25 protein-coding genes are annotated in these 25215 nt (G+C 40.7%); 20 read left to right on the forward strand and 5 right to left on the reverse strand.

Annotated elements, in window-relative coordinates; all coding sequences use genetic code 11:
• Positions 1-41 precede the first annotated feature (41 nt).
• The 17 genes from cyoE (at position 42) to tsaB (ending at position 15450) form a co-directional block, all read left to right on the forward strand.
• Positions 42-944: a heme o synthase gene (gene cyoE, locus ABT310_RS08870; protein WP_375323546.1), complete on the forward strand. Its 903-nt coding sequence runs from the start codon at positions 42-44 to the stop codon at positions 942-944.
• Positions 945-1526, forward strand: a complete 582-nt coding sequence (locus tag ABT310_RS08875; protein WP_375323547.1) for a heme-copper oxidase subunit III — start codon at positions 945-947, stop codon at positions 1524-1526. It begins immediately after the preceding gene.
• Between the two features lie 91 nt (positions 1527-1617).
• On the forward strand, positions 1618-2592 hold the full coding sequence (locus tag ABT310_RS08880) for a cytochrome c oxidase subunit 3 (RefSeq protein ID WP_375323548.1): 975 nt from the start codon (positions 1618-1620) through the stop codon (positions 2590-2592).
• Between the two features lie 17 nt (positions 2593-2609).
• A complete protein-coding gene (locus ABT310_RS08885) occupies positions 2610-2993 on the forward strand; it encodes a cytochrome C oxidase subunit IV family protein (protein ID WP_375323549.1) in 384 nt (127 codons plus the stop codon).
• A 70-nt stretch (positions 2994-3063) separates the two neighbouring features.
• Complete coding sequence (locus tag ABT310_RS08890) at positions 3064-3696, forward strand: hypothetical protein (RefSeq protein WP_375323550.1); 633 nt, start codon at positions 3064-3066, stop codon at positions 3694-3696.
• Entirely contained in the window at positions 3677-4420 is a 744-nt protein-coding gene (locus ABT310_RS08895) for an SCO family protein (RefSeq protein WP_375323551.1), read from the forward strand. Before ABT310_RS08890 ends, ABT310_RS08895 begins: the two co-directional genes overlap by 20 nt.
• Entirely contained in the window at positions 4420-4950 is a 531-nt protein-coding gene (locus tag ABT310_RS08900) for a DUF420 domain-containing protein (RefSeq protein WP_375323552.1), read from the forward strand. Before ABT310_RS08895 ends, ABT310_RS08900 begins: the two co-directional genes overlap by 1 nt.
• Positions 4951-4956: 6 nt before the next feature.
• The gene (locus ABT310_RS08905; protein WP_375323553.1) at positions 4957-5169 is read left to right on the forward strand and encodes a hypothetical protein; all 213 of its coding nucleotides are present in this window, start codon (positions 4957-4959) and stop codon (positions 5167-5169) included.
• Positions 5170-5277: 108 nt separating this feature from the next.
• Positions 5278-6522 (forward strand): ABC transporter permease, encoded by a 1245-nt coding sequence (locus ABT310_RS08910; protein ID WP_375323554.1) that lies wholly within the window; start codon positions 5278-5280, stop codon positions 6520-6522.
• A 22-nt stretch (positions 6523-6544) separates the two neighbouring features.
• Positions 6545-7801: an ABC transporter permease gene (locus ABT310_RS08915; RefSeq protein WP_375323555.1), complete on the forward strand. Its 1257-nt coding sequence runs from the start codon at positions 6545-6547 to the stop codon at positions 7799-7801.
• A gap of 28 nt (positions 7802-7829) precedes the next feature.
• Positions 7830-8930, forward strand: coding sequence for an efflux RND transporter periplasmic adaptor subunit (locus ABT310_RS08920; protein WP_375323556.1), 1101 nt, complete (start codon positions 7830-7832; stop codon positions 8928-8930).
• A 107-nt stretch (positions 8931-9037) separates the two neighbouring features.
• Positions 9038-9739 carry an ABC transporter ATP-binding protein gene (locus ABT310_RS08925; RefSeq protein ID WP_375323557.1) on the forward strand — a complete coding sequence of 234 codons (702 nt, stop codon included), beginning with the start codon at positions 9038-9040 and terminating at the stop codon, positions 9737-9739.
• Complete coding sequence (locus tag ABT310_RS08930; protein ID WP_375323558.1) at positions 9732-10961, forward strand: ABC transporter permease; 1230 nt, start codon at positions 9732-9734, stop codon at positions 10959-10961. The genes ABT310_RS08925 and ABT310_RS08930 overlap by 8 nt, the downstream gene beginning before the upstream one ends.
• A gap of 2 nt (positions 10962-10963) precedes the next feature.
• Entirely contained in the window at positions 10964-12220 is a 1257-nt protein-coding gene (locus ABT310_RS08935; RefSeq protein WP_375323559.1) for an ABC transporter permease, read from the forward strand.
• Between the two features lie 36 nt (positions 12221-12256).
• Positions 12257-13366, forward strand: a complete 1110-nt coding sequence (locus ABT310_RS08940) for an efflux RND transporter periplasmic adaptor subunit (RefSeq protein ID WP_375323560.1) — start codon at positions 12257-12259, stop codon at positions 13364-13366.
• A gap of 38 nt (positions 13367-13404) precedes the next feature.
• Positions 13405-14754, forward strand: coding sequence for a TolC family protein (locus ABT310_RS08945; RefSeq protein WP_375323561.1), 1350 nt, complete (start codon positions 13405-13407; stop codon positions 14752-14754).
• A 15-nt stretch (positions 14755-14769) separates the two neighbouring features.
• Entirely contained in the window at positions 14770-15450 is a 681-nt protein-coding gene (gene tsaB / locus ABT310_RS08950) for a tRNA (adenosine(37)-N6)-threonylcarbamoyltransferase complex dimerization subunit type 1 TsaB (RefSeq protein ID WP_375323562.1), read from the forward strand.
• Here tsaB and ABT310_RS08955 read toward each other — a convergent pair.
• From ABT310_RS08955 to ABT310_RS08970, 4 genes are all read right to left on the reverse strand, one after another.
• Positions 15447-16274, reverse strand: a complete 828-nt coding sequence (locus tag ABT310_RS08955) for a mechanosensitive ion channel family protein (RefSeq protein ID WP_375323563.1) — start codon at positions 16272-16274, stop codon at positions 15447-15449. The two genes, tsaB and ABT310_RS08955, sit on opposite strands and share 4 nt — an antisense overlap.
• Before the next feature lie 72 nt (positions 16275-16346).
• Complete coding sequence (locus tag ABT310_RS08960; RefSeq protein ID WP_375323564.1) at positions 16347-18452, reverse strand: thioredoxin domain-containing protein; 2106 nt, start codon at positions 18450-18452, stop codon at positions 16347-16349.
• Between the two features lie 65 nt (positions 18453-18517).
• On the reverse strand, positions 18518-18718 hold the full coding sequence (locus ABT310_RS08965; RefSeq protein WP_375323565.1) for a dodecin family protein: 201 nt from the start codon (positions 18716-18718) through the stop codon (positions 18518-18520).
• A 69-nt stretch (positions 18719-18787) separates the two neighbouring features.
• On the reverse strand, positions 18788-19684 hold the full coding sequence (locus ABT310_RS08970) for a NifU family protein (RefSeq protein WP_375323566.1): 897 nt from the start codon (positions 19682-19684) through the stop codon (positions 18788-18790).
• Positions 19685-19812: 128 nt separating this feature from the next.
• Between ABT310_RS08970 and ABT310_RS08975 the strand changes: the two genes are divergently transcribed.
• The gene (locus ABT310_RS08975) at positions 19813-20808 is read left to right on the forward strand and encodes a type IX secretion system membrane protein PorP/SprF (RefSeq protein ID WP_375323567.1); all 996 of its coding nucleotides are present in this window, start codon (positions 19813-19815) and stop codon (positions 20806-20808) included.
• Between the two features lie 84 nt (positions 20809-20892).
• Here the strand turns inward: ABT310_RS08975 and ABT310_RS08980 are convergent, their stop codons facing one another.
• On the reverse strand, positions 20893-22062 hold the full coding sequence (locus ABT310_RS08980) for a VWA domain-containing protein (RefSeq protein ID WP_375323568.1): 1170 nt from the start codon (positions 22060-22062) through the stop codon (positions 20893-20895).
• A 184-nt stretch (positions 22063-22246) separates the two neighbouring features.
• Here ABT310_RS08980 and ABT310_RS08985 point away from each other — a divergent pair, with 184 nt between their 5' ends.
• Positions 22247-24478 (forward strand): histidine kinase, encoded by a 2232-nt coding sequence (locus tag ABT310_RS08985; RefSeq protein WP_375323569.1) that lies wholly within the window; start codon positions 22247-22249, stop codon positions 24476-24478.
• Positions 24478-25209, forward strand: coding sequence for a LytR/AlgR family response regulator transcription factor (locus ABT310_RS08990; protein WP_375323570.1), 732 nt, complete (start codon positions 24478-24480; stop codon positions 25207-25209). The genes ABT310_RS08985 and ABT310_RS08990 overlap by 1 nt, the downstream gene beginning before the upstream one ends.
• Positions 25210-25215: the final 6 nt, after the last annotated feature.

Here is a 25215-nt window from a genome sequence, read left to right on the forward strand (position 1 = left end):
GAGAATCGGTGACGTTATCTTTGCCAGCCAATTTAAGGTGGATGAAGTCTGCAATAGGTACTGCAAATAATACCGATCTTTCCATGATATTTACCGATTTCAAGGAGATTACCAAGGCCAAGCTGGCCGTAAGCGTGGTGTTTTCATCCATTGCAGGGTACTTGTTGGGTGCCTACGAAATCAATTTTGTATCCCTTTTACTATTGGCATTTGGGGGGTATTGTATGGTGGGTGCCTCCAATGCATATAACCAAATCATAGAAAAGGATTTGGATGCGTTGATGAAACGTACCCGGAACAGACCTATTCCATCGGGAAGGATGTCGGTGAAAACTGCTTTGACCACAGCGGTTCTTCTTACCATTTTAGGGGTACTGGCCTTATTGGCCCTGAGTCCGAAAACAGCCATGTTCGGTGCTATTTCTATCTTTTTATACACAAGTGTTTATACGCCATTAAAAACAAAATCGCCACTTTCCGTTTTTGTGGGGGCATTCCCTGGCGCTATTCCTTTTATGTTGGGCTGGGTTGCCGCTACCGACGATTTTGGAATTGAGCCCGGAACCTTGTTCATGATCCAATTTTTTTGGCAGTTTCCTCATTTTTGGGCTTTGGGCTGGATGTTGGATGAAGATTATAAAAGGGCGGGCTTTAAAATGCTTCCAACCGGAAACAGAGACAAAGGAACAGCCATTCAGATCATATTATATACCATTTGGATGATTGTGATTTCAATTTTGCCCGTATTTGGATTCACGGGTAGATTACAATTATCCATTGTGGCAGCTGCCATTGTTTTGCTTGCAGGCCTGGTGATGTTGTTTTTCGCCTTTAAACTTTATGAAAATAGAGACAATGTTTCAGCACGTAAATTGATGCTGGCAAGTGTTACCTATATATCGTTGATTCAAGTTGTTTACGTAATAGATAAGTTTATCAATTAAATGGATTTAACCCAAGGAACGGAAAAGGAGAAGCTGAGAAGAGCAAAAAAAATGATGCTCTGGTTTGGCATAGTGAGTTTGATCATGGGGTTCGCTGGTTGGACCAGTGCCTACATTGTGAGTAGCAAGAGGGATGATTGGGTAAGTGATTTGGAGTTGCCAAGTGCTTTTTTTGTGAGTACGGGCCTAATTATTTTGAGCAGTATCACTTACTTTTTTGCCAAAAAATTGGTCGCTAAAGACAAGCAAAATCAGGCAAGCCTGTTTTTATGGGCCACGTTGGCCTTGGGTATCACCTTTATTGTAATGCAATTTTATGGTTTTTCCCAAATGTTGGAAAACGGCTATTATTTTACCGGACCTACAAGTAATATTAAAATGTCCTACGTGTTTTTGATTGCAGCAGTGCACATAGCGCACGTAGTGGCCGGTTTAATTTCCTTGTTAGTGGTTTTGGTTCAGCAACTTAGGAACAAATACACACCGGATAACATGTTGGGAATGGAGCTGGGTGCCACGTTCTGGCACTTTTTGGACTTCCTTTGGGTGTACCTAATTTTATTTATGTATTTCGTGAAATAATATTTGGTTGGAGCTTTTTACTTCAACTTTATCTTTTCCAATACATCAAAAAATGTAAATTTGTGAAAGTTTTAATAAAACGACCTTTTTTATGGATGCAACGGTAAATACCGGTACTGAAGACAGCGTTTGGGGAGGGGGAAATAGACCTCTAGGCGCAAGCTATGGAAAAATGATGATGTGGTTCTTTATCATGTCGGATGCCTTGACCTTTTCTGGGTTTTTGGTGGCTTATGGTTTCTCAAGATTTAAATTTATAGAGCTTTGGCCCATTGCCGATGAAGTATTTACCCACGTACCTTTCTTTCACGGGAATTTCCCAATGTACTATGTGGCCTTTATGACCTTTGTTTTGATCATGTCATCCGTAACCATGGTATTGGCTGTAGATGCAGGTCATAAAATGAAACAGAGCAAAGTAATCCTTTATATGTTCTTGACCATTATCGGTGGTGCCATCTTCGTTGGTTCACAGGCATGGGAATGGGCTACATTTATCAAAGGTGATTACGGAGCGGTTGAGACCAATTCAGGTCGTATTCTTCAGTTTGTAAATGCAGAAACAGGAGAAAGAGCAGCTTTGGCGGATTTTGCCAAGACATTGCCGGAAGAAAGAGTAAAGCACGAAGCAAGTGAAGGTATTTGGTTCGAGAGCGAAGGGTACAAAACATCTTACTCTTTAAATGAAGTGGTTGAGGGATTCAAAGCCACTCCGAACATTTTGATCAGAACAGAGTTCTTGAACGAAGAAGGTGAAAAGACCCTTTTGGATAGAAAGGCATCCTTGGCAAAAATATTGGAAGCCAATCAAGTAGTGGAAGGGGCCAACCTTGTCCACAACGAATACGGTCACCGTTTGTTCGCAGATTTCTTCTTCTTCATTACTGGATTCCACGGATTCCACGTATTCTCCGGGGTAGTGATCAACGTGATCATCTTCTTCAATGTGATACTTGGAACCTACGAGCGAAGAGGACATTATGAAATGGTAGAGAAGGTTGGTCTGTACTGGCACTTTGTGGATTTGGTATGGGTATTCGTATTTACATTCTTTTATTTGGTATAAAAACATCGATTATATAAATGGCACACGATCATAAACTTGAGATTTTTAGGGGACTTGTAAAATTTAAGTCTAACACGCAAAAAATTTGGGGGGTACTTATTTTTCTTTCCATCGTAACCACTGTGGAAGTAGCTTTAGGTATTGTAAAGCCAAAAGCCCTTACCCACACCTACTTTATTGGGATGAAACTCTTGAACTGGATTTTCATTATCCTGACCTTGGTGAAAGCCTATTACATTGCATGGGACTTTATGCACCTTAGGGACGAGAAAACGGCATTGAGAAGAACAATCGTTTGGGTGCCAATCTTCCTAATTTGCTATTTAATATTCATTTTGCTTTTTGAAGCAGATTACATTTATAACGTGTACAAGGACGGTTTCATTACTTGGAACTTCTAAACACAGTATTTAACAAATTAAAAAGACGGTTTTCCAACCGTCTTTTTTTATTTTTGTACGGTTTTACACTATGAAAAAGAAAATTGTACTGGCAATCCTTTTTATACTCCCCGTGGTGGTGTATTTGTTTTTCGCCTCTGGAGTGAATAACTTTGGTCGATTGCCCATCTTGGTCGAAAATGTGCCGGACATTTCAGAGATGGATGCGAATGTTGCGCTAAAGGATAAGATTACCGTTCTCGGCTTTTTGGGAACTAATGTGAACGACCGACAAGGAAATGCCTTCAACCTCAACCAAAAAATTTATAAAAGATTTGGCGAGTTCAACGACTTTCAAATGGTCATGGTAGTGGCCGATGGAAGCGAGGAACAAGTAGTAAATCTTAAGAACGAACTAGGGAAACTTTCCGATATTGATAAATGGAAATTTGCCTATGGATCCAAAGAAAATATTCAAACCTATTTTAACGGGTTGAAGACTGATTTGGAATTGGATGGGACTTTGGCCACGCCCTTTGTTTTTATTGTGGACAAGGATTTAAACCTTAGAGGAAGAAACGATGATGAGGATGATGGGGTCAAATTTGGATTTGACACCTCTTCCGTCGCAGAATTGAACAATAAAATGGTGGATGATGTCAAGATCATCTTGGCAGAATATCGACTAGCATTAAAAAAGAACAATGCCGACAGGAGCAAATAATAAAAAGAAACACACCTACATCTGGGTATCCGCCATTATACTCATATTCGGAATATTTGCCGTTTATGAAATTACCAAGCGGGTAAAAGGAGGCACCATTGTGGAAAACGACCGTATGAGCGTAGGAATGCAAGCGCAAAAGCTTGGTTATGTGGTAAATAATGGAACAAGACGAAAAGTGCCAGAATTTGCTTTCTATGATCAAGACAGTACCTTAATCACCAATAAAGATTATTTAGGTAAGGTGTATTTGGTGGAATTCTTTTTTACCACCTGTCCAACCATTTGTCCTATTATGACCGAAAACTTGGTAGAGCTTCAAGACACTTTTAAAGAACATGAAGAATTTGCGGTCGCCTCTTTCACCATCAACCCAAGATATGATACCCCTTCGGTCTTAAAGAAATATGCCGCAAAGCACGGCATTACAGATAAGGATTGGCACTTAATGACAGGAGACCAAGACAAGATATACGAGTTGGCCGAAAAAGGCTTTTATATATTGGCCAATGAAAATGATGATGTTCCAGGTGGTTTTGAACATTCTGGAATGTTCGCATTGGTTGACAAAAATGGGTATATTCGCTCACGCGAGGATCAATTTGGTAATCCATTAATCTATTATCGAGGCACTATTACCGAAAAACAAGGTGTCAACGATGAGGGTGAACCTCAACAGATTACCATGCTAAAAGAAGATATTAAAAAATTATTAGCAGAATAATGGAAGAAATTACACTTAAGGAAAAACGATTCAATAAATGGATCATGGTTATTTCCGTGGCCATACCTTTAGTGGTAGCCGTATTGTTTCGTTATAAAATACCCAATGCGAAACCCTTATCATTTTTGCCGCCCATTTATGCGACCATAAATGGTATTACAGCCATTTTATTGGTTGTTGCGGTTATTGCCATTAAAAATGGTAGAAGAAGACTGCATCAAAAACTAATGATCACCAATATTGTGCTTTCTGCCCTTTTCTTGGTGATGTACGTGGCCTATCATATGACTTCTGAAACCACCATGTTTGGTGGTAGTGGAACCATAAAATATGTGTATTATTTTATTTTAATGACGCATATTGTATTGTCTATTTCAGTAGTGCCATTGGTATTGATCACCTATTCCAAAATTTATTTGGATGATGAAGAAAGCCATAGACTTTGGGCGAAATACACCTTTCCAATTTGGTTGTATGTTGCTGTAACGGGAGTTGTAGTTTATATTATGATTTCACCTTACTACATCTAGTTTATAATGAAATTTAGAATCCTTCTTTTAGTGCTGATCGTGATGGCAATTCCAACAATTGCCGATGCACAATGTGCTATGTGCAGGGCTGTGGTGGAAAGTGAAGCCGACGGCAAAACTGCGGAAGGAATCAATAACGGAATTGTGTACCTCATGGCAGTTCCCTATGTCCTCGTAGCAGGGCTATTTTATTTTATCTACCGAAAAATTAGGGGGTGAAAAATAGATTTTCTAAAAATAAATTAGAAAATCTGTAACAATTTGCAGTTTTATTCATCTTATTGATAAGTATAGCTAATACTTCATCAATCAAAAATCGCAAATCCTATGTTCGACCTAGAACGGTGGCAAGAAATATTTGACACCATACGCAAGAACAAACTCCGCACATTTTTAACGGGGCTCTCCGTGGCCTCCGGTATTTTTATTCTTGTGATTTTACTTGGATTCGGACAAGGTATGCGCAATGGTATCGAGAACGAGTTCAAACAAGATGCCTCTACCAGTGTGTGGGTTTGGCCAGGCGTAACCACCAAAGAATACAAGGGCTTAAATCCGGGTAGGCGGATCCAATTGGTCAATGATAACTTCGATATGGCCAATGCCATGTTCAAAAGCGATATTGAACATGGGTCCCCACGAATTTTTGTCAGAGGTGTAAATGTCAATTATGGCAAAGAAGCCTTGGTGTATGGTGTGCAAGGGGTGGGTGCCGATTTTCAATTTATTGAAAATGCAGGAATGATTGAAGGTCGCTTTATTAATTATTCCGATGAAACTTCAACGGCCAAAGTCGCCATCATTGGCAACAAAATCAAAAAAGATGTTTTCGAAAAAGTAGACACTCCCATCGGTGAGTTTATTGATGTTTCTGGGATTCCCTTTAAAATAATAGGAGTGTACAAGGAAATGGAAGACCGTGAAGAGGAGCGCATTTATATTCCGATTACGACCGCCCAAAAAACCTTTAATGGAGGAAATAGACTCAACAATATGTCTTTCACCCTTCCTCCTGTGGAGAATTTTGACCAAGCCGTAGCTCAAGCCGTCAACTTTAAAAATGGGGTGCGAACCTATTTGCAGCAAGCCCATATTGTAGCGCCTGATGATACGGGTGCCATCGAGGTTTGGAGCGCCATGGAGGAGGCCAAAAGGTATTACGGGCTCACCAACAACATTAAAATCTTCTTTTGGTTTGTAGGCGTGTGTACCATTATCGCTGGCGTGGTGGGTGTAAGTAACATTATGATGATCGTGGTAAAGGAACGTACCCGTGAAATCGGAATCCGAAAAGCATTGGGCGCCAAACCTTGGTCCATTGTTGGGATGATTTTACATGAAGCCATTTTTGTAACGGCCATTTCTGGATTTGGAGGACTCATTTTTAGCATGGCGCTCTTAGAGTTGGTGGGTCCGCATGTAGAGGTGGATTACATCATGAATCCTTCTGTAAACTTTAACGTAGCCTTTTCAACCGTTATCGTATTGATTTTGGCAGGAACCTTGGCAGGTTTCGTTCCAGCTTGGAGAGCGGCCAAAGTAAAAGTGATAGAATCGCTTCGAGATGAATAAATCAAACCCAAAAAAGTAGGCAATGTTCAATAGAGATAGATGGCGTGAAATTTTGGAGGTGCTCACGAGCAATGTGTGGCGAACCATTTTCACTGCATTTGGGGTGTGTTGGGGAATTTTTATTCTCATCCTTTTATTGGCAGCTGGCAAAGGGTTGGAAAATGGGATTAAACAAGATTTTGGTGATATTGCCACCAATACCATGTTCATGTGGACCCGTGCTACGACCATGGGGTATGAAGGATTGCCCAAAGGTAGACAGTTCGAGTTTAAAATAGAGGATGTTCAAGCGTTGAGAGATAATGTTCCTGACCTTCGATACATCTCACCCCGAAACCAATTGGGGGGCTTTGGCGGAAATAACAATGTGGTGAGAGGACTTCGAACTGGAGCCTATAATGTGTATGGGGACTACCCGGAAATCATTAATCAAGACCCAATGACCGTAACTTCTGGTCGATTCTTGAATTATAACGACATCAAGGAAAAAAGAAAAGTAGCCATTATCGGGAATGGAGTAAAAAATGACCTCTATGATAAAGGTGAAGATGCATTGGGAACCTATATCAAAATTCAAGGAGTCAACTTTTTAGTGATTGGCACCTATAAGAAGAACAATAGTGGGGGAGGGGAAGAAGGTCAAAAAGAGATTTTTGTGCCCTTTACCTCATTTTCGCAAGCCTTTAATAGAGGGGAAGATGTGGGTTGGATGGCCATTACTGCAAACGACGGAAGTTCAATTTCCATGCTGAAAGATAAAATTGTTAGCATCATGAAAGACCGGCACAAAGTGCATCCGGAAGATACCCGTGCTGTTGGTTATTTTGATCTGTACGAACAATACAACCGAGTGGAAAGTTTATTCGGAGCATTAAAGGCCGTGGCCTACATCGTGGGTATCATGGTGCTGCTATCAGGTATTATTGGGGTGAGCAATATAATGTTGATCGTGGTAAAGGAACGCACGAAAGAAATCGGCATACGAAGAGCATTGGGTGAACAACCATGGTCCATCAAAAAACAAATATTGATGGAGTCCATTTTTCTAACCTTAATTTCAGGAATGGTGGGTATAATTTTTGGGGCCTTGATCATTTTTGGAATCAACACCTTGTTGGATAGCGTAGGGCCGGTGGATATGTTCATGAGTCCGAGCGTAAGTATCGGTGTGGTCAGTGGTGCCTTGGGCATTTTAATGGTCTCGGGACTTTTGGCCGGTTTCATTCCTGCGCAGAGTGCCATAAAAGTGCGGCCTATTGAAGCATTAAGAACAGAATAATTAAAATCAATCAATAAAAAGAAGTAAAATGAAAAAATCGGTAACCATTGCCATCTTATTACTTATTGTAATTGTGTTTGGTGGCTCCATGTACTATTTGTACCAGAAAAATTCGGAGGACCCGGTGGTATATCAGACCGAGACCCCAACCACTCAAACCATTGTAAAAAAAGCGGTGGCCACAGGGAGTATCCTTCCTTTGGAAGAAGTGTTGATCAAACCTAACATTTCTGGGGTGATTGAGGAAATATATATTGAAGGTGGGGATTATGTGAAGTCAGGAGATTTGTTGGCCAAAATTAAAGTGGTGCCCAATCTTTCGGCTTTGAACGATGCCAGAAATGCCATTGACGAAGCAAAAATCAGTCTGGACGACCAACGCCGCAACTTTGAACGGCAATCGGCCTTATTTGGAAAGGGAGTGATTTCACAAACCGATTTGGAGCGTGCGCAAGTCACTTATGATCAAGCCAAACAGGCCTATGCAGCTGCCAACAAGCGATACGATATTGTAAAAACAGGAACCACAAGTGGTTTGAGCAGCTCTGCCAACACGCTGATTCGTGCCACGGTAAGCGGAATGATCTTGGAGGTGCCCGTGGAAGTGGGGAACCAGGTCATAGAAGCCAACAATTTTAATGAGGGAACCACCATTGCAGCTATTGCCGATGTGGACAAAATGATTTTTGAAGGCAAGGTCGATGAGTCTGAAGTGGGAAAGATCAAAGAAGATCTTCCTTTGGAAATAACGGTAGGCGCCATAGAAAATAGGGTTTTCGATGCTGTTTTAGATTATATCGCCCCAAAGGGAAAAGAAGAGAACGGGGCCATCCAATTTGAGATTAAAGGGACTTTAAAGAAGAACGATACTGTTTTTATAAGAGCGGGACTCAGTGCCAATGCATCCATTATCTTGGCACGTGCGGATAGTGTTCTGGCCGTTAAGGAAGCCTTGGTACAATTTGATGGCGATACCAAAGACCCTTATGTAGAGGTTGAGACCGGACAACAACAATTTGAACGCAGAAATGTGGAGCTAGGCGTAAGCGATGGAATTTTCGTCGAAGTTATTTCTGGAATTTCCGAAGGGGATAAAATCAAAGTGTGGAACTCAGTTGCCGAAGAATAGGGGCTTCAAGACCATTAAATAAAAAAATCTAATAAATCTTGTAACATTTTGGCCATTTGTATGTCTTACATGCAGAGGTTAAAGAAAGATAGCTAACATCACCAATCATGATAGAAATCAAAGATCTACATAAATCCTATAAAATGGGAAGTAATTCCCTTCATGTTTTAAAGGGTATCAATTTTAAAGTAGAAGATGGGGAACTCGTTGCCATAATGGGGTCTTCAGGTTCTGGAAAATCAACTTTGTTGAACATTTTAGGGATGTTGGATGGAGCCGATTCAGGAGAATATATCCTCGACGGCGTGCCAATCAAAAACCTTAGTGAGACCAAAGCAGCACAGTACAGAAATAAGTTTTTAGGATTCATTTTCCAGTCCTTTAACCTAATCAACTACAAAAGTGCGGCGGAGAATGTTGCCCTTCCATTATACTACCAAAAAGTACCAAGAAAGGAACGTCAAGAAAAAGCCTTGCAATACCTGGAAAGAGTGGGTCTTAAACCATGGGCCGAACATTTGCCGAGTGAATTGTCGGGTGGTCAGAAGCAAAGGGTGGCCATTGCCAGGGCCATGGCGGCCGAACCTAAGGTGTTGTTGGCGGATGAGCCCACGGGAGCCTTGGATAGTAAAACTTCCTATGAGGTAATGGACTTGATCCAGAAAATCAACGATGATGGCAATACCATTTTGGTGGTGACCCACGAAGAGGATATTGCACATATGTGCAAGCGAATCGTTCACCTTAAAGATGGTGTGATTGTGGAAGACAAAAAAATAGAACAAGTAAGAGCAGAGCAATATGTTTGATCGCGACGTTTGGCAAGAAATATTCAACACGCTTAAGACGAACAAGCTGCGAACCTTTTTAACAGGGTTTTCCGTGGGGTGGGCCATCTTTATTTTGGTGATGCTCCTTGCTTCGGTAAATGGAATGCAAAATGGTTTTACTGGGCAGTTCAACGACGATGCCACCAATTCCATTTTTATTCGCCCTGGTACAACATCAGAAGCTTATGGCGGGTTTGAGGCAGGAAGACGTATCCAATTCAAAAACGATGATATTGAATACATCAAAAGGAGTTTTCCAGAGGAAATCGAATATATAAGCGGTAGATATTTTGCAAATGCAACGGCCAGATTTAAATCCGAAACTGGTTCCTATTCCATTCAAGCCACACATCCAGACCATCAGGCGATAGAAAAAACATTGATTACTGAAGGTAGGTATGTAAATGAAGCGGATGTGATCAATAAAGCAAAAGTAGCTGTAATCGGTAGAAAGGTCGCGGAAGATTTATTTCAAAAAGAGAATCCTTTGGGGCAGTTCGTTACCTTGAACAATCTTCCCTTCAGAGTTATAGGCGTATTCACCGATGATGGGGATGACAATGCAGAACGTAGGATTTACGCTCCGATAAGTACCTATCAGCAGATTTATGGGAATACTAATAATGTGAATTCCATCTCACTGACCTATAATCCAAATTTTGATTTAACAGAGGCATTGGAATTTTCAAATAAGCTCGAGATTCTAATGAAACGTAGGCATAATATTGCCCCCGAAGATCAAGCGGGCATTGGCGTGTGGAACTATGCGGAGGCTTTTGACAATATCAGTAGTTTTACCGCAGTTTTGAATGGAGTTGCCATTGCCGTAACCTTTTTGATTTTGATTGCGGGAATAGTAGGTATTGGAAACATTATGGTATTCACGATCAAAGAAAGAACCAAAGAAATTGGGGTTAGAAAAGCACTTGGGGCTCGTCCCGCCCAGATAGTGAATTTGGTCATCCTAGAATCCATTTTTATTACGGCCTTGTCTGGTTTTGTGGGATTGTTGTTTGCCTGGGTTATTCTTGCCCTAGTAGGTCCCAATTTTCAAACAGATGCCTTTAGAGATCCATCGGTAGAGCTCTCTACCGTGATTACGGCCACCATTATTTTGATTGTTGCAGGTGTATTGGCAGGACTTATTCCCGCCATGAAGGCAGCAAATGTTAAACCCATTGTAGCATTAAGCGATAAATAGATATGTGGTTATTAGATAGAGACATGTGGTTTGAGATTTTTCATACGTTGGGCAAAAATATGTTCCGGACGTTCCTCACCATGCTTGGGGTGATCATTGCTATGTTGATCTTGGTATTGTTGTTAGGAGGAGCCAATGGCCTGACCAATGGATTTAATAAAGTATTTGCAGGTACGGCATCCAACAGTTTGTTTGTTTGGGGACAATCCACATCCGAACCCTATAAAGGCTTTGAGCGCGGACGAAGAATACGCTATAAGCTGGAAGATGCTGACATTTTAAAAAGACAAATTCCTGAGATAGAAGTGTTGGCGCCAAGAATTGAGTTGGCCGATCATAGAGGAACAATTTCGGTGTATAGAAACGGACAAACCAGTGGTTCTTCGGTATATGGTGATTATCCAGAGATTGACCAAATCACCAAAAAGAAGTTGGTGGAAGGGCGATTTTTGAACCAAACCGATATTGAGGATTCTAAAAAAGTGTGTGTAATAGGGGAAGAAACGTATAAGTTACTTTTCGAAAAAGGAGAAGAAGCCATTGGAGAAAACATTCGTATTAATGGGGTGTATTTTACCGTGGTAGGAATTTACAAGCCCAACAACAACATTAATATTGATGGTGAAAATGCGGTGTTTATTCCCTTCTCTACCTTTCAAAAGGCCTTTAACTCGGGTGACCGAATGGGATGGATGGCCATTGCGGTGGAAAAAAATACTCCCGTACCAATCATTGAAAAACAGATAAAAGATATTTTAAAGAACAAATACGACATTCACCCTGATGACGATCGTGCCATTGGTAGTTTCGATATGTCGAGGATATTCAACAGCGTTACCGGGTTTACCCTAGTGTTGCAGGGATTCTCCTTTTTCATTGGAATTTTCACCCTATTGGCTGGTGTAATTGCCATTAGTAATATTTTGTTGATCACGGTGAAAGAGCGCACCAAAGAAATTGGGGTAAGACGTGCCTTGGGAGCCACCCCTAAAGTGGTAAAACGTCAAATAATATTGGAGGCCATTTTAATAACAGCCTTTGCAGGGTTGGTTGGTTTTGCCATTTCGGTGGGATTATTGTCCATCATGGATTCGATGTGGGGCAGTGGAGATGATTTCCCATTCGTGAAACCTATGATTAGCATTCCCCAATTTATCATCTCCTTCGTTTTGATGGTAGGATTAAGTGTCCTCATCGGTTTATTACCGGCCAACAGAGCGGTAAAAATAAGACCCATAGAAGCTTTAAGAGAAGAATAATCAATTCATATAAATAACGAAATCAAATTAGCGATAATGAACAAGTACGTAAAATACGGAATAATTGGAGTAGCGGTCGTAGGTATTTTAATGGCCGTAGTCTACTTTCTTAAACAAAACAGTACTCCTGTTGAGCTGTATAAAACAGAAACAGCAGCCCGTAAGGATATTGTAAATAGAGTCATTGTAACCGGAAAGGTTATACCGGAAGACGAGATCAACATCAAACCTCAAATTTCTGGAATCATCGATAAAATTATCTTGGAAGAAGGTGTTCGCGTAAATGCCGGAGACCTTATCGCCGTAATCAAAGTGGTTCCGAACGAACAATCATTGAACCAAGCTGCAGGTCGAGTGAACAATGCACGATTGGCCTTGGGGAACGCCAAGATTGAGTATGATAGAAACAAAGCCTTGTTCGACAAGGGAGTTATTTCCAATCAAGAATTCAACAATTTAAAGTTGACCTATGATCAGGCAGAGCAAGAGTTGAAAAACGCCCAGGCTGATTACCAGATCATTCAAAAGGGTTCTGCTGGTGGTTCGGCAAGTGCCAACACCAATATTAGGGCCACAGTATCAGGAACTATTCTTGAGATTCCGGTAAAAGAAGGAGATCAGGTAATCCAGAGTAACAACTTTAACGATGGTACCACCATTGCCACCATTGCTGATATGTCTAAAATGATTTTTGAAGGCGAAGTGGATGAAGCCGAGGTAGGTAAACTTGAAGTAGGTATGCCATTGGAAATTAGCTTGGGAGCCCTTGACGAACAAAAGTTTGAAGCAAAACTAAAATTCATCGCGCCTAAAGGTGTTGAAGAAGAGGGTGCGGTTCAGTTTAAGATTGAAGGAGATTTGGCCTTGACCGATACCACGTCCTATGTTCGGGCAGGATACAGTGCAAACGCTTCCATTGTTTTGGATGAAAAGAAAGATGTGTTGACGATAAAAGAAGCTTTGCTTCAATTCGATAAAGATACCGAGAAACCTTATGTGGAAGTTGAAGTTGGTGAGAACAATTTCGAGAGAAAAGATTTGGAACTGGGTGTAAGCGATGGTATTGATGTGGAAGTGGTTTCAGGTATCGATGAAGAATCCAAAATTAAAGTTTGGAACAAGCTCGAGAAGAAATCAGACGAATAATCCAACCCAATAAAAAAGCAACGAAAATCAAAAGACGAATGAAAAATAGCATAACCATTTTACTACTGTTGTTCACCGTTGCCGTGTCCACCGCCCAAATGCGAAAATGGACCCTGGAGGAATGTGTGACCTATGCAGTTGAAAATAATTTGACCGTACAACAATTTGAACTGGATTTGGAGAACGTCCAAATAGATAGATCAGATGCCTTGGGAAGTTTTCTTCCTACCTTCAACGGAAATACGACCGCTTCGAGTAATACAGGTTTCTCGATTAACCCATCTACTAACTTGCCCACTAATAGCACACAATTTAACGTGAGCATGAATGTGAGTTCCAATATCACCTTGTTTGATGGGCTTCGTAACATAAACAGGTACAATCGTGCCAAGATGAGTGCCATTGCCAACCAATATCGATTGGATGATCTTAAGGATGATATTCGTTTGAACGTGGCCAATGCGTACCTACAAGTGTTATCGAACAAAGAGCAGTTAAAAACCTTTAAGGCACAGTATGCGGTCACCGAACAAGATTTAAAAAGAACCAAGGAATTGGTAGAGGCTGGATCCTTGCCTAGGGGCGATTTGTTGGAAATTGAAGCCACTGCGGCCAACCAAGAGCAACAGGTCATTAATGGGGAAAGTTTGGTGTTGATTTCAAGGGTGAATTTGGCACAATTGCTTCAAATAACCGATTATGAAAATTTTGATATCGCCGAAGAGGAGTTTGCTATTCCACCATCAGATATTTTGGATAATTCTGCCAAAGTGATTTTTGATAAAGCCTTGACTTTTAGAAATGATATTAAGTTTTCTGAATCTAATGTAGAGTTGGCCAAGCAAGACCTTAAAATTGCAAAAGGAGCTTACTATCCAACCTTAACTGGATTTTTCCAATACGGAACAAGGTATTCCGACATCACATTGATTCCTGATGGGAACGGTGGAATTTATACACCTAATTTTACTGACCAATTATGGATTTTGGACGGTATCAGTTATGGAGCTCGCCTAAGTGTTCCTATTTTTAATGGATGGAGCGCTCGCAATGGAGTAAAACGTTCCAAAATAAGTTTGGAACAGGCAAAACTGCAGTTTGAGCAAGATAAATTGGACTTGGAAAATACCATTCAACAAGCTTATGTAGATGTTGGCACCTTTGAAAAGGCCTACGAAGCAGCCCAAAAAACATTGGATGCAAGACAATTGGCTTACGATTACGCCAAAGAAAGATATGACGTTGGTTTGATGAACGCCTTCGATTTTAGTCAAGCACAATCCAGGGTTGATAATGCCAGGGCAGATGTGATTCGTACCAAGTACGATTATATTTTCAGATTGAAAATTTTGGAGTTCTACTTTGGTTTGCCCATTTCATTAAACTAGTATCTTTGTGGCCTTATGGCCCTAATACTAAATTTAGAAACTGCGACGACCAATTGCTCCGTGAGCATATCCAAAGACAATGAAATTATTGTTTTAAAGGAGAACAATGCTGCGAGCTACTCGCATTCCGAACAATTACACGTATTTATCAAAGAAGCCTTGCAAGAGGCTTCTTTGTCGTTTTCAGACCTAGATGCGATAGCCATTAGTAAAGGTCCAGGTTCTTACACGGGCCTTCGCATTGGCGTTTCCGCAGCCAAGGGACTTTGCTTCTCCTTGGATATTCCCTTAATTTCAATTCCGACCCTGCAGAGCATGGCCTTTCAGGTAGATGCACAACCCGGTGCATTGGTGATTCCGGTTTTGGATGCCCGTAGAATGGAGGTGTATTCCTGTGTTTACGACTCTGATCATAACGAAGTGAGGGAAACCCTAGCTGAAATTATAGATGAAGATACCTTCAAGGAATTTGCTACGGATAAGAAGGTGTACATTATGGGTAGTGGTGCAGAAAAATGTAAGGGCGTTTTGCAACACCCCCATTTTGTTTTTGATGAATCTGTAGTTCCCTCTGCCAAAGAGATGGCTCCATTGGCCTTTCAGAAATATAGCGCCCAACAATTTGAGGACGTGGCCTACTTTGAACCTTATTATTTAAAGGATTTTGTGCTTCAGCAAAAGAAAAAGAAAGTTTAATCTGTTTTGGTTTGATGCATGACCCGTTGTGGAAATGGAATCTCTATTCCAGCAGCATCAAATCGTAATTTGGTTTGCTCTACCACGTAAAAGTGAGCTGGCCAGAATACATCGTTATTGGCCCAAAAGCGCAGAGTCAAATCAACAGAACTGTCGCCTAATGCACCCACATAAACCTCTGGAGCGGGTTCGGTATTAATGTTGGGGTTGTCCGCGCAGATTTTTAATAGGATTTCTTTGGCTTCCTTAATGTTGGAACCGTAACCAATACCCACATCAAACTTATCCCTACGGGTGTTTTCCATGTTGTAGTTGATTACGTTTCCGTTGGATAATTGTCCATTGGGAATAATGGCAATCTGATTGCCGAAAGTGCTCAATTTGGTATTGAAGATGGAAATTTCCTTTACGGTCCCATCAACCCCTTGGGCGGAGATAAAATCCCCCAGTTTAAAGGGTTTAAAAATCAAGATGAGTACACCACCCGCAAAATTGGCCAATGAGCCCTGTAATGCCAAACCAATGGCAAGCCCAGCGGCACCTACAATGGCTACCAATGAGGAGGTTTTTACCCCCAATTGGGTCACCACCAAAACAAAGACCAATGCTTTAAGCATAATACTGATGAAACTTTGCAAAAAGGATTCCAGTGTTTCGTCATAGTCTTTCTTGTTGAAAAATCGTCGAACCATTTTATTGACCAATCTTATGACCCAAAGACCAACAAAAAAAGTAATGGCGGCTATCAGTAAATTGGGTAATACACCCAACACCCATTGAACGGCTAAATCTATGTACTCTTGATAATTTTCTAGTTCTTTCATAATGGTTTTTTAGTTTAATGGCAACCTACTTAATATTCAATTGAAATAAAAAAAATGAAATCTAAACAAATGTTAATCTTGTACCTGTTCCAAGGCTTCTTCAACCGTGGATACAGGTAGTTTGCAAGCTCCATCCATGCAAACGTAGACCATGGTTTTATCGGGAACAGATCTGTTCTGTAAAATGCCAAGGCTTCCCTGGTTTTCTGCACCAACGAGAATGCTATGGGGAAGGTATTGTTTGCCTATCAATTCCCCTATATTTTTATAATCTTCCCCTATAATGGCAATTTCATAATAGTTTTTGTTGAGATAAAGTACCAAATGCAGCCAGTTGGAGAAACTTTGACCTCGACGCACAAAATCCTTTTGAACGTTTTTGAGCATCTGTTCAGCCCTATCTCCGTAGTTTTTTTCTGGGTAAAGTTTAGCGCATTTGAAAAGATTGATGGCCATGATGGAATTGGAAGAGGAAATCACATTGTCTTCAACCTCTATGCTGCGCCTAATCAATGATTGGTCTTCATCTGAAGTGTAGAAATACATTCCTGAGTTGGCGTCCAAAAAGTGTTCTTGGGTATAATCAAGTAAATTTTTGGCCAGATTCAACCATTTCTCATCAAAGGTTACCTCAAAGAGCGAAATATAGGCATCAACCAAAGTCGCATAATCCTCTAAAAAACCATTGATGGTACTCTTGCCTTTTTTGTGGTTCCGGTAGAGCGAACCATCTTTTTTAAGCATTTCCCTCTCAAGAAAGGACGCATTTTTTAAAGCCAAATCCAAATAGGCCTTGTTGCCCAAATAACGATAGGCATCTACCAATCCTTTTAGCATTAAGGCGTTCCAGGAAGTAAGGATTTTGTCGTCCAATCTCGGCTTGGGGCGTTTGCTCCGTTCTTTTTTTAAAGTTTGAAGCGAGGTTTCAATCAGTTGATGTAAATCTGAACTAGAAAGACCATGTTTCTCCGCGATTTCTTCATCGCTTTTATCCCGAATCAGTACATAATTGTCATCCTCCCAAAATCCATAGGAATTGATGTTGAAATAATCCTGAAACACTCCAAAGTTATCCCCCAATAGTTCGGTCAACTCTTTTTCGGTCCAAACATAAAAGGCGCCTTCTTCCAACTCGCCATTTTTGTCAAAACTATCGGCATCCAAAGAGGAATAAAAACCGCCACTTTCATCCAATAACTCCTCTTGCACAAAAGCTATGGATTCATCCACTACATTTTTATAAAGCTCATTTTGGGTAACCGCATAGGCCTTGGCATACAAACTGACCAATTGACCATTATCGTAAAGCATTTTTTCAAAATGGGGCACATGCCATTTGGTGTCCACCGCATATCTTGAAAATCCTCCCCCAACATGATCATAAACACCGCCATAGGCCATTCTGGTCAACGTAGTGTCCACAAATTCCATGATTTCGGGTTTGTTTTCGCTGGTGGCGTAGTGCAATAAAAAATCCCAGTTGTTGGGCATCATAAATTTTGGAGCCCGTTTGTGTCCTCCCAAAAAAGTGTCGAAATATTGCGACCAGCCACTTACAGTAGTTTTTAGTTCCTCCAAGGAGAAAAGTTCTTTATCTTTTTCAACTTCCACCAAGTTAATGGCTTGTAATCCGTTGGCCAAGTCGGTAGCATATTGGGTTACCCGTGGCTTATCTTTTTTATACAACTGGGCCAACTGCTCCAAACTTTTTATCCAATTGTCTTTGGGAACATAGGTGGCGCCCCAAAAAGGTCTCCCATCGGGCAGTGCTACAATATTTAGGGGCCAACCACCTTGCCCCGATATCATTTGAATGGCATCCATGTAAATTTGATCTACATCGGGCCGTTCTTCCCGATCAATTTTTATGTTGATGAAGTTTTGATTCATCACCTGAGCCACCTCCTCATTTTCAAAACATTCATGTTCCATTACGTGACACCAATGGCAAGCAGCATAGCCGATACTGATCAATAATAGTTTATCTTCTTTCTGTGCTTGTTCCAACACCTTGGGAGACCATGCTTTCCAATCTACAGGATTATGGGCATGTTGTAAGAGGTAAGGGCTTGTTTCGTGGATGAGGTCATTGGTGTATTTGTGCGTCACGTTCTTTGGATTTTGTTCGCAGCTGAAAGCAAGTATGCAAGTTAAGGCAAAGGACAAAACTATTTTCATTGCGTAGGATGGATGTAAAACAAAAAATGCGCCGATTTTCGACGCATTTTTGTAGTTCACAAGGATTATTTTACTTCGAAGGTGATTTTTACGTTAACCCTGTAATTGTCAATTTTTCCGTCTTTTACGGTCGCACTCTGCTCGTTAATGTAAATGGAGCGAATGTTCTTTACGGATTTTGAGGCCTGATCCAATGCATTTTTAGCTGCGTCTTCCCAGCTTTTATCGGAATTGGCCAATAACTCAATAACTTTTAATACTGCCATGGTCAATGTTTTTTAATTCCCTTGAATTTAAGAATTTTCAATGGGAATTCCTTGACAGAATGGCATCAATTAACCGTTTAGGGCAACTACTTCTTTAATTTTATCTCCCATCATGTTCTTGAGCATGGTTTCAATCCCGTTTTTAAGGGTGAATGTAGAAGATGGACACCCACTACATGCCCCTTGAAGGATTACGCTTACCGTACCGCTTTCTTCTTCATAGGACTGGAAAAGAATGTTTCCACCATCACTGGCTACAGCTGGCTTTACATATTCTTCCAAAATATCAACGATTTGTTGTGAGGTGTCATCATATTTGGTTTGCGCAGCATTTTGCGATACGGTTTCCTTGGTTTTTTGAACAGCTTCTTCTGAAATCACGGTCTTTCCATCTGCCAAATAATCCCTTACAAATTCACGCACCTGCATATTGATTTCCTCCCAGTCGGCTACCTCATATTTGGTTACTGAAACATAATTTTCGTCCATGAATACCTCCTTCACAAAAGGAAAATGGAACAGCTCAATGGCCAAAGGCGAATCTTTGGCTTCGTCAATATTTTTAAATTCAAAAGTGGCAGGAACAATGCGTTTGTTGCAAACAAACTTCATAACCGCCGGGTTGGGAGTAACCTCCGCATAAACGGTAATAGGTTGTTTTTTCTTGGCCACATCTTCGTTGACCACTGGTTCTCCTGCGTTTAGATATTCCACCAATTGCTGGGCCACTTCATCTTTTACATCTTCCCATTCCACTATATCAAATCGTTCCAGGGCAACAAAATTGCTGGCAATGTAAACCGTTTTAATAAAGGGCAGATAGAAAAGTTGTTGGGCCAAAGGTGAATTTTTGGCCTCGTCTATATTTTTATATTCATAGTTGTTCTTCACCAAAAAATGATTGGTCTCAAACTTTATGATTTTCGGGTTGTTTGTTGGAACAACTGTGATATTATACTCCTTCATAGTAAATCTTTGGTGCAAAAATACCAATAGTTGGAATGCGCAGCAAAATATTATAATAATGTAACAGGCAAATCGTTATTTAGTTGTTTAATTGCAGTTACAACACAACCATTAGCCCCAAACGTCACATGAGACGCATTTTAACCTCACTTATTATTGCATTGGGTTTTAGCACAATTGCCAAAGCTCAGGAAGGTATTCCCGTTTATTTCGATTATTTGGCGGATAACTATTATTTGGTCTATCCATCCATGGCGGGAATAGCCGAGGGAACCAAAATTCGACTAACTGCAAGAAAGCAATGGTTCAGTGTGGATGAAGCGCCCAATCTTCAAACATTCAACATCAATTCCCGCGTTGGGGAGCGTAGCGGAATAGGGGGCATTCTTTTTAACGATTCCAATGGATATCACTCACAGACCGGGTTCAAGGCTACCTATGCACATCATTTACAATTGGGGGGAGATTTTAGAACTTTGAATCAATTATCCTTTGGATTAAGTGCAGGGGTGATTTTAAGTAGTTTGGATGAAACCGAATTTAGATCAGTGATTCCTGATCCTGCTGTTACAGGCGTTAAAAATACAACCAGCTATTTTAATGTGGATTTGGGGGCGTCGTATAACCTATTTGAGTTTTATGCCCACGCTGCCATTTTAAATGTGTTGGGTACTGGGAGAGATTTATACAGCGCTGCGGAATTCGATAATTTGAGAAGGTATTTGTTTTCCGTTGGATATGTTTTCGGGAGCAAAACCAGAGTAGAACCTTCTATCTTGTTCCAGATGACGGATTTTACTAAGGAAAAAACCGTCGATTTAAATGCTAAGGTGTACCGTGATGTGAGTTTTGGTACCATTTGGGGTGGACTGTCCTACCGTAGAAGTTTTGACGGCGCCCAATATCAATCCAACGGTCAGTTTGGAGAGCAACGCCTGCAATTGTTTACACCCATTGTTGGAGTGAACGTGAATCGTTTTTTGTTTTCTTATAATTATTCCTATCAGTCTGGTGATATCCGTTTTGATAATGGAGGGTTTCACCAAATAACCATAGGGTACGATTTTGGTCAGAGCGATGATGGTAAACGTTACGATTGCTATTGTCCTGCCGCCAATAATTAATGCTTTGGTGGTGTTTGAAATGTCACATCAAGCGCCCGCCTGCCCGTCCGGCAGACGGGCGATCGATGTGACAAGTTTGATTTTTTAATCCCACTTATAATTTTTCTTGGAAGCTTGAGCCTTTATAGCAGAAAGCATGGCATTTTCCAATTCACCAGCCTCCTCTTTTTGATGCTCAGCGATATAAACCTCCCTTTTTGTATTGAGTTCTTGGATTTGCCTTTGGATTTTCTCCCGCTCCTCTTTTTTCAATGAAATGTATTCGGAAATCTCCTTTTTGGATTTTCCCCGAAGTTCGCTCGGTAAGTCTTGATCCTTTATTTTGGATAGAGCTGCTTCGTCATCTTCAACCGCATCCACTAAATCCCATTGCGAGTTCTTGTACAATCTGGAACTTTTGCTCACAGCACGTTTTACCACCACTGCTTCCTCCAATTCAGCAGCATTGGCATCTTGAGCGGCCTGAAGCTCTTTTTTGGCATAGCCCGCAGAGCCATATGAAACATAGGTGTTGTTTAATTTGGCATTCAATTGGATAATAATATCATCGTAAGGTGTCGCAATATGCACCACTTGTCTGTTGTGGTCTATCGCCATATAATCTCCGCCCGTTAACACCGCTCCACTTTTCCAATGGGTATTGATGCCTTGCTCATAATTTCCACAGAAAATGGTGTTTACAATCACATCTTTTTCTTTCGCATTGGTGCTGGCATCTTTATAATTTAATCTGCCTTGGTCGAAGGGCTCGTTCCCGGCAATAAAAATCATTTTAAGGTCATCGGCATTTTTGCCCCACTCCAATTGCTTCAGGGAAGTGTGAATCACTTCGCCGCAATATTCTTCGCCCCCGTTGGTAGTCAAAGAGAACAATTTTTCGGAAATCTCATCCAAATCATCACTAAATCCCAAAACCTGTCTTATGTAGCCTTCACGTGCCGAAAGATGGTCGTTTCCATATTCATACAGTGCAATTTGAAGCAAGGGTCTGGAATCGTTGCCGCATTTGGCGTGGGTAAACTCGTTCACAATATCCCATAATTGGGCTTTGGCTTGGTTGATGAGGCCATCCATACTATTGCTGGTATCCAAAAGCAATGCAATTTTCACATATTGTTTTACAGGTTTTTCAGATAAGGTTGAAGTGATTAAGGTGGTGTTCTCAGGTTCTTGAGCTTTTAGATTACAGGCATAGCTCGTTGCAGTGACCATTATCGCAAAAGCTGTTCCTACTAATTGATTGATATGTTTCATAGTTCAATGTTTTTAAAATGATGCCCTAAATGTATCGGCAACATTCTTCAATTAAAATTGGGAATGAGTGAACAGCCCAAGTGAATGAGTAATCGGACTTATTGGTTTCGTAAGGCAGGAGAAAGGCGACTTTATTTAGGGGTATTCTGAATCAATCCATTTTTTAAAACGGGGGGGATGCACTATGTTTACTAAAGTTATGATCAAAAAGGTCTACATATCAATCATCATGCTTTTGATTTCCATTGTTGGTTGGGCCCAAATAGGCAGCAACCAAAACCTGTTGGAAATCAAGGGTTCCGTTTTGGGTAAGGAGAACCGTACGCCAATTGCTCAAGTACAGATATCCACCGATAGGGGGAATTATACCTATACAAACAGTTTGGGCGAGTTTAAAATTAAGGCTGCTATTGGGGATTTGCTCATTTTTGAAAGTCCCGAATTTGAAACGGTTCGCCATCGAATTGCGTCCAATGAGGATGTGGATGTATTGGTAGAGGGGTACAGTGAAAGAAGGTCTAAGAACTTGATAAAAAAAGAATCGGTTAGTGAGCAAAATTCGTTGATGGGGCATCAACGTTTGTTGGATTCGGCCAATTTTTATAAAAAAAAGGATTTAGAAAAAAGCATTGATTTCATAGCCCAATCCATTGAAATATTGGGGAGTTCGGGGAAAAAGAGGGAATTGGCCATGTCGCTCACCGTACTTGGTGAAATTTATATGTACCATGAGCAATACGATTTGGCCATTGCCAATTTTAAAGATGCCCTTGCAGCCCGTGAATCGAACAAAACCAAGCTTTTGTTGGGGCAGGTCTATATTTTAAATGGCGATTTTCAGGAAGGGGAAGCTATTCTCACGCCGTTGGTAGCTATAAAAAACATGGTTCCCTACCAACGTGTGGAACTTTTCGAGGCCTTGGGAGATGCCAACAAAGCTATGTCGAACATTAGAGAGGCCCAAGATTACTACCAACAAGGATTGGTGATTGCCGAAAAGAACCAGATTTCGCCCAAAGTAATTGATCTAAGTTCCAAAATGGGGGCAGCTTTTGCTAGTGAAAACCGTTCTATAGAAGCAGAAGGTTTTTATCAAAACTCCTTGAAACTTTCCAAAAAAGTGGCGCCAGAGCGCATGATTCAAGAGAGCGAAAAGGTAGCCGACTTTTACAATCAGAAAAGTCGGTACGAAGACGAGATACAACTCCGTAAACAAAGTTTATCAGAACTTAAACAATTGCCCAGGACCAATACTCCCACGGAAAATTCAGGAGTTTCTCGTGCAGACACGATCACCTCGCAACGCATCAATTACAAAATAGCAAATGCCTACATCGCCCAAGAAAAATTGGATGAGGCCATTCCGTATTTGGAAAAAAGTATTGTAGAAGCCGATAAGGATGATGATTTGGTGGTGCAAAAAGATGCTACCCGAAAATTATCCGAGGTATATCGCTACAAAGGAGATTACACCAAAGCTTTGGAGACTTACCAAGATTATGTAGCTGTGGTGGATAGTCTTTATGTAAGAAAAGAACAGGAAATTTCCCGAGCGGCACGATTTAGCCGTGAAATTGCCAACACACAAAACCGGATTTCCAGTTTGGAACAAGAGCGGGAGCTTAACCAAAGCAAGTATAGTTTGGCGGTAACGGAGCAACAACTGTATGAAGAAACCAGCAAACGCCAGAAATGGATCATTTACTCCCTTATTTTCGGAATTGCCCTGATGGCCATTACTTCATTTTTATATTATCGCAGTAACAAACAACAGAAGTTGGCCAATAATATTTTGGCTTTAAAGTCGCTTCGTACCCAGATGAATCCGCATTTTATTTTCAATGCGCTCAACTCGGTAAACAATTATATCGCAAAAAGTGATGAGCGAAGCGCCAATCGTTTTTTAAGTGAGTTTTCGGTGCTCATGCGCAGTGTTTTGGAGAATTCGGAAGAAGATTTTATTCCATTGACCAAGGAACTGGAGTTGTTGGAGCTGTACGTGAAACTAGAACACTCCAGGTTTCAGGATAAGTTTGATTACAGAATTGAAGTAGCGGAAAAAATTGATTTGGCCACTTTTCAAATCCCACCTATGTTATTGCAACCGTATATTGAAAATGCCATCTGGCATGGACTTCGCTACAAGGAAGAAAAAGGATTTTTAAGCATAAAAGTCAACCAATTGACCACTGATATGTTGGAAATCACCATTGAAGACAATGGCATTGGTAGAAAAAAATCAGCTGAATTGAAGACGGCCAATCAGCGCAATCAGAAATCAAAGGGAATGGGCAACATTAAAAAACGCATCCAAATTTTGAACGATATGTACAAAAACAGGGTCGATGTTTCCATTTCCGATTTGAACGAAAACCAAACGGGAACCAAAGTATCCCTAAAACTCAAGAAAAAATAATGGAGCTAAAAGCAATTATTGTCGAGGACGAGGCAAATAGTCGGGAAATACTCAGAAACTATTTGGCCAAGTACTGCAATGGCGTAAAACTTTTAGGTGAAGCAGCTGATATTGAACAAGGTTTGGAACAGATCAAAAAACACAATCCCGATTTGGTTTTTTTGGATGTGGAAATGCCCTTTGGCAATGCGTTTGACCTTTTGGACAAAATACCGGACCGAAACTTCGAGACCATTTTCGTCACTGCCTACAACCAATATGCCATCGATGCGTTGAACCACCATGCAGCTTATTATTTAATGAAGCCAATAAATATAGACGAGTTGATCAAGGCGGTGGATTATGTCAAAGACATTAAGGAAAAGGAAAATGCTTTGGAAGGTCAAGTACTGCAAACTGGACCCATTCGAGCTGAGGGAAAAATAACACTGCCCCAACAAGACGGATTTCAGGTATTGGAGGTGGGTGATATCTATTTTTGTAAGGCAGATGACAATTACACGGAAATTTATCTGGAAAAGAAAAAGATTGTGGTGAGCAAAACCTTGAAATATTTTGAGGAAGCTCTTAAGTCTTATCCCTTTGCGCGCATCCATAAATCCTATTTGGTCAATGTTACCGAAGTGGTCAAATACAAAAAAGGGAAAGGGGGAAGTGTCATTTTATCCAATGGCAAAGAACTTTCTGTTTCTGCTTCCAAAAAAGCCGATTTACTTTCATATTTTCAATAAATTGTC

Origin of the sequence: Flagellimonas cixiensis (genome assembly GCF_042134615.1) — a bacterium.
Lineage (GTDB): Bacteria > Bacteroidota > Bacteroidia > Flavobacteriales > Flavobacteriaceae > Flagellimonas > Flagellimonas cixiensis.

Bases quoted from the DNA above. Each gene is read 5' to 3' on its own strand.
- cyoE (WP_375323546.1), top strand. From the start codon at position 42: ATGAAGTCTGCAATAGGTACTGCAAATAATACCGATCTTTCCATGATA.
- ABT310_RS08875 (WP_375323547.1), top strand. From the start codon at position 945: ATGGATTTAACCCAAGGAACGGAAAAGGAGAAGCTGAGAAGAGCAAAA.
- ABT310_RS08880 (WP_375323548.1), top strand. From the start codon at position 1,618: ATGGATGCAACGGTAAATACCGGTACTGAAGACAGCGTTTGGGGAGGG.
- ABT310_RS08885 (WP_375323549.1), top strand. From the start codon at position 2,610: ATGGCACACGATCATAAACTTGAGATTTTTAGGGGACTTGTAAAATTT.
- ABT310_RS08890 (WP_375323550.1), top strand. From the start codon at position 3,064: ATGAAAAAGAAAATTGTACTGGCAATCCTTTTTATACTCCCCGTGGTG.
- ABT310_RS08895 (WP_375323551.1), top strand. From the start codon at position 3,677: ATGCCGACAGGAGCAAATAATAAAAAGAAACACACCTACATCTGGGTA.
- ABT310_RS08900 (WP_375323552.1), top strand. From the start codon at position 4,420: ATGGAAGAAATTACACTTAAGGAAAAACGATTCAATAAATGGATCATG.
- ABT310_RS08905 (WP_375323553.1), top strand. From the start codon at position 4,957: ATGAAATTTAGAATCCTTCTTTTAGTGCTGATCGTGATGGCAATTCCA.
- ABT310_RS08910 (WP_375323554.1), top strand. From the start codon at position 5,278: ATGTTCGACCTAGAACGGTGGCAAGAAATATTTGACACCATACGCAAG.
- ABT310_RS08915 (WP_375323555.1), top strand. From the start codon at position 6,545: ATGTTCAATAGAGATAGATGGCGTGAAATTTTGGAGGTGCTCACGAGC.
- ABT310_RS08920 (WP_375323556.1), top strand. From the start codon at position 7,830: ATGAAAAAATCGGTAACCATTGCCATCTTATTACTTATTGTAATTGTG.
- ABT310_RS08925 (WP_375323557.1), top strand. From the start codon at position 9,038: ATGATAGAAATCAAAGATCTACATAAATCCTATAAAATGGGAAGTAAT.
- ABT310_RS08930 (WP_375323558.1), top strand. From the start codon at position 9,732: ATGTTTGATCGCGACGTTTGGCAAGAAATATTCAACACGCTTAAGACG.
- ABT310_RS08935 (WP_375323559.1), top strand. From the start codon at position 10,964: ATGTGGTTATTAGATAGAGACATGTGGTTTGAGATTTTTCATACGTTG.
- ABT310_RS08940 (WP_375323560.1), top strand. From the start codon at position 12,257: ATGAACAAGTACGTAAAATACGGAATAATTGGAGTAGCGGTCGTAGGT.
- ABT310_RS08945 (WP_375323561.1), top strand. From the start codon at position 13,405: ATGAAAAATAGCATAACCATTTTACTACTGTTGTTCACCGTTGCCGTG.
- tsaB (WP_375323562.1), top strand. From the start codon at position 14,770: ATGGCCCTAATACTAAATTTAGAAACTGCGACGACCAATTGCTCCGTG.
- ABT310_RS08955 (WP_375323563.1), bottom strand. From the start codon at position 16,274: ATGAAAGAACTAGAAAATTATCAAGAGTACATAGATTTAGCCGTTCAA.
- ABT310_RS08960 (WP_375323564.1), bottom strand. From the start codon at position 18,452: ATGAAAATAGTTTTGTCCTTTGCCTTAACTTGCATACTTGCTTTCAGC.
- ABT310_RS08965 (WP_375323565.1), bottom strand. From the start codon at position 18,718: ATGGCAGTATTAAAAGTTATTGAGTTATTGGCCAATTCCGATAAAAGC.
- ABT310_RS08970 (WP_375323566.1), bottom strand. From the start codon at position 19,684: ATGAAGGAGTATAATATCACAGTTGTTCCAACAAACAACCCGAAAATC.
- ABT310_RS08975 (WP_375323567.1), top strand. From the start codon at position 19,813: ATGAGACGCATTTTAACCTCACTTATTATTGCATTGGGTTTTAGCACA.
- ABT310_RS08980 (WP_375323568.1), bottom strand. From the start codon at position 22,062: ATGAAACATATCAATCAATTAGTAGGAACAGCTTTTGCGATAATGGTC.
- ABT310_RS08985 (WP_375323569.1), top strand. From the start codon at position 22,247: ATGTTTACTAAAGTTATGATCAAAAAGGTCTACATATCAATCATCATG.
- ABT310_RS08990 (WP_375323570.1), top strand. From the start codon at position 24,478: ATGGAGCTAAAAGCAATTATTGTCGAGGACGAGGCAAATAGTCGGGAA.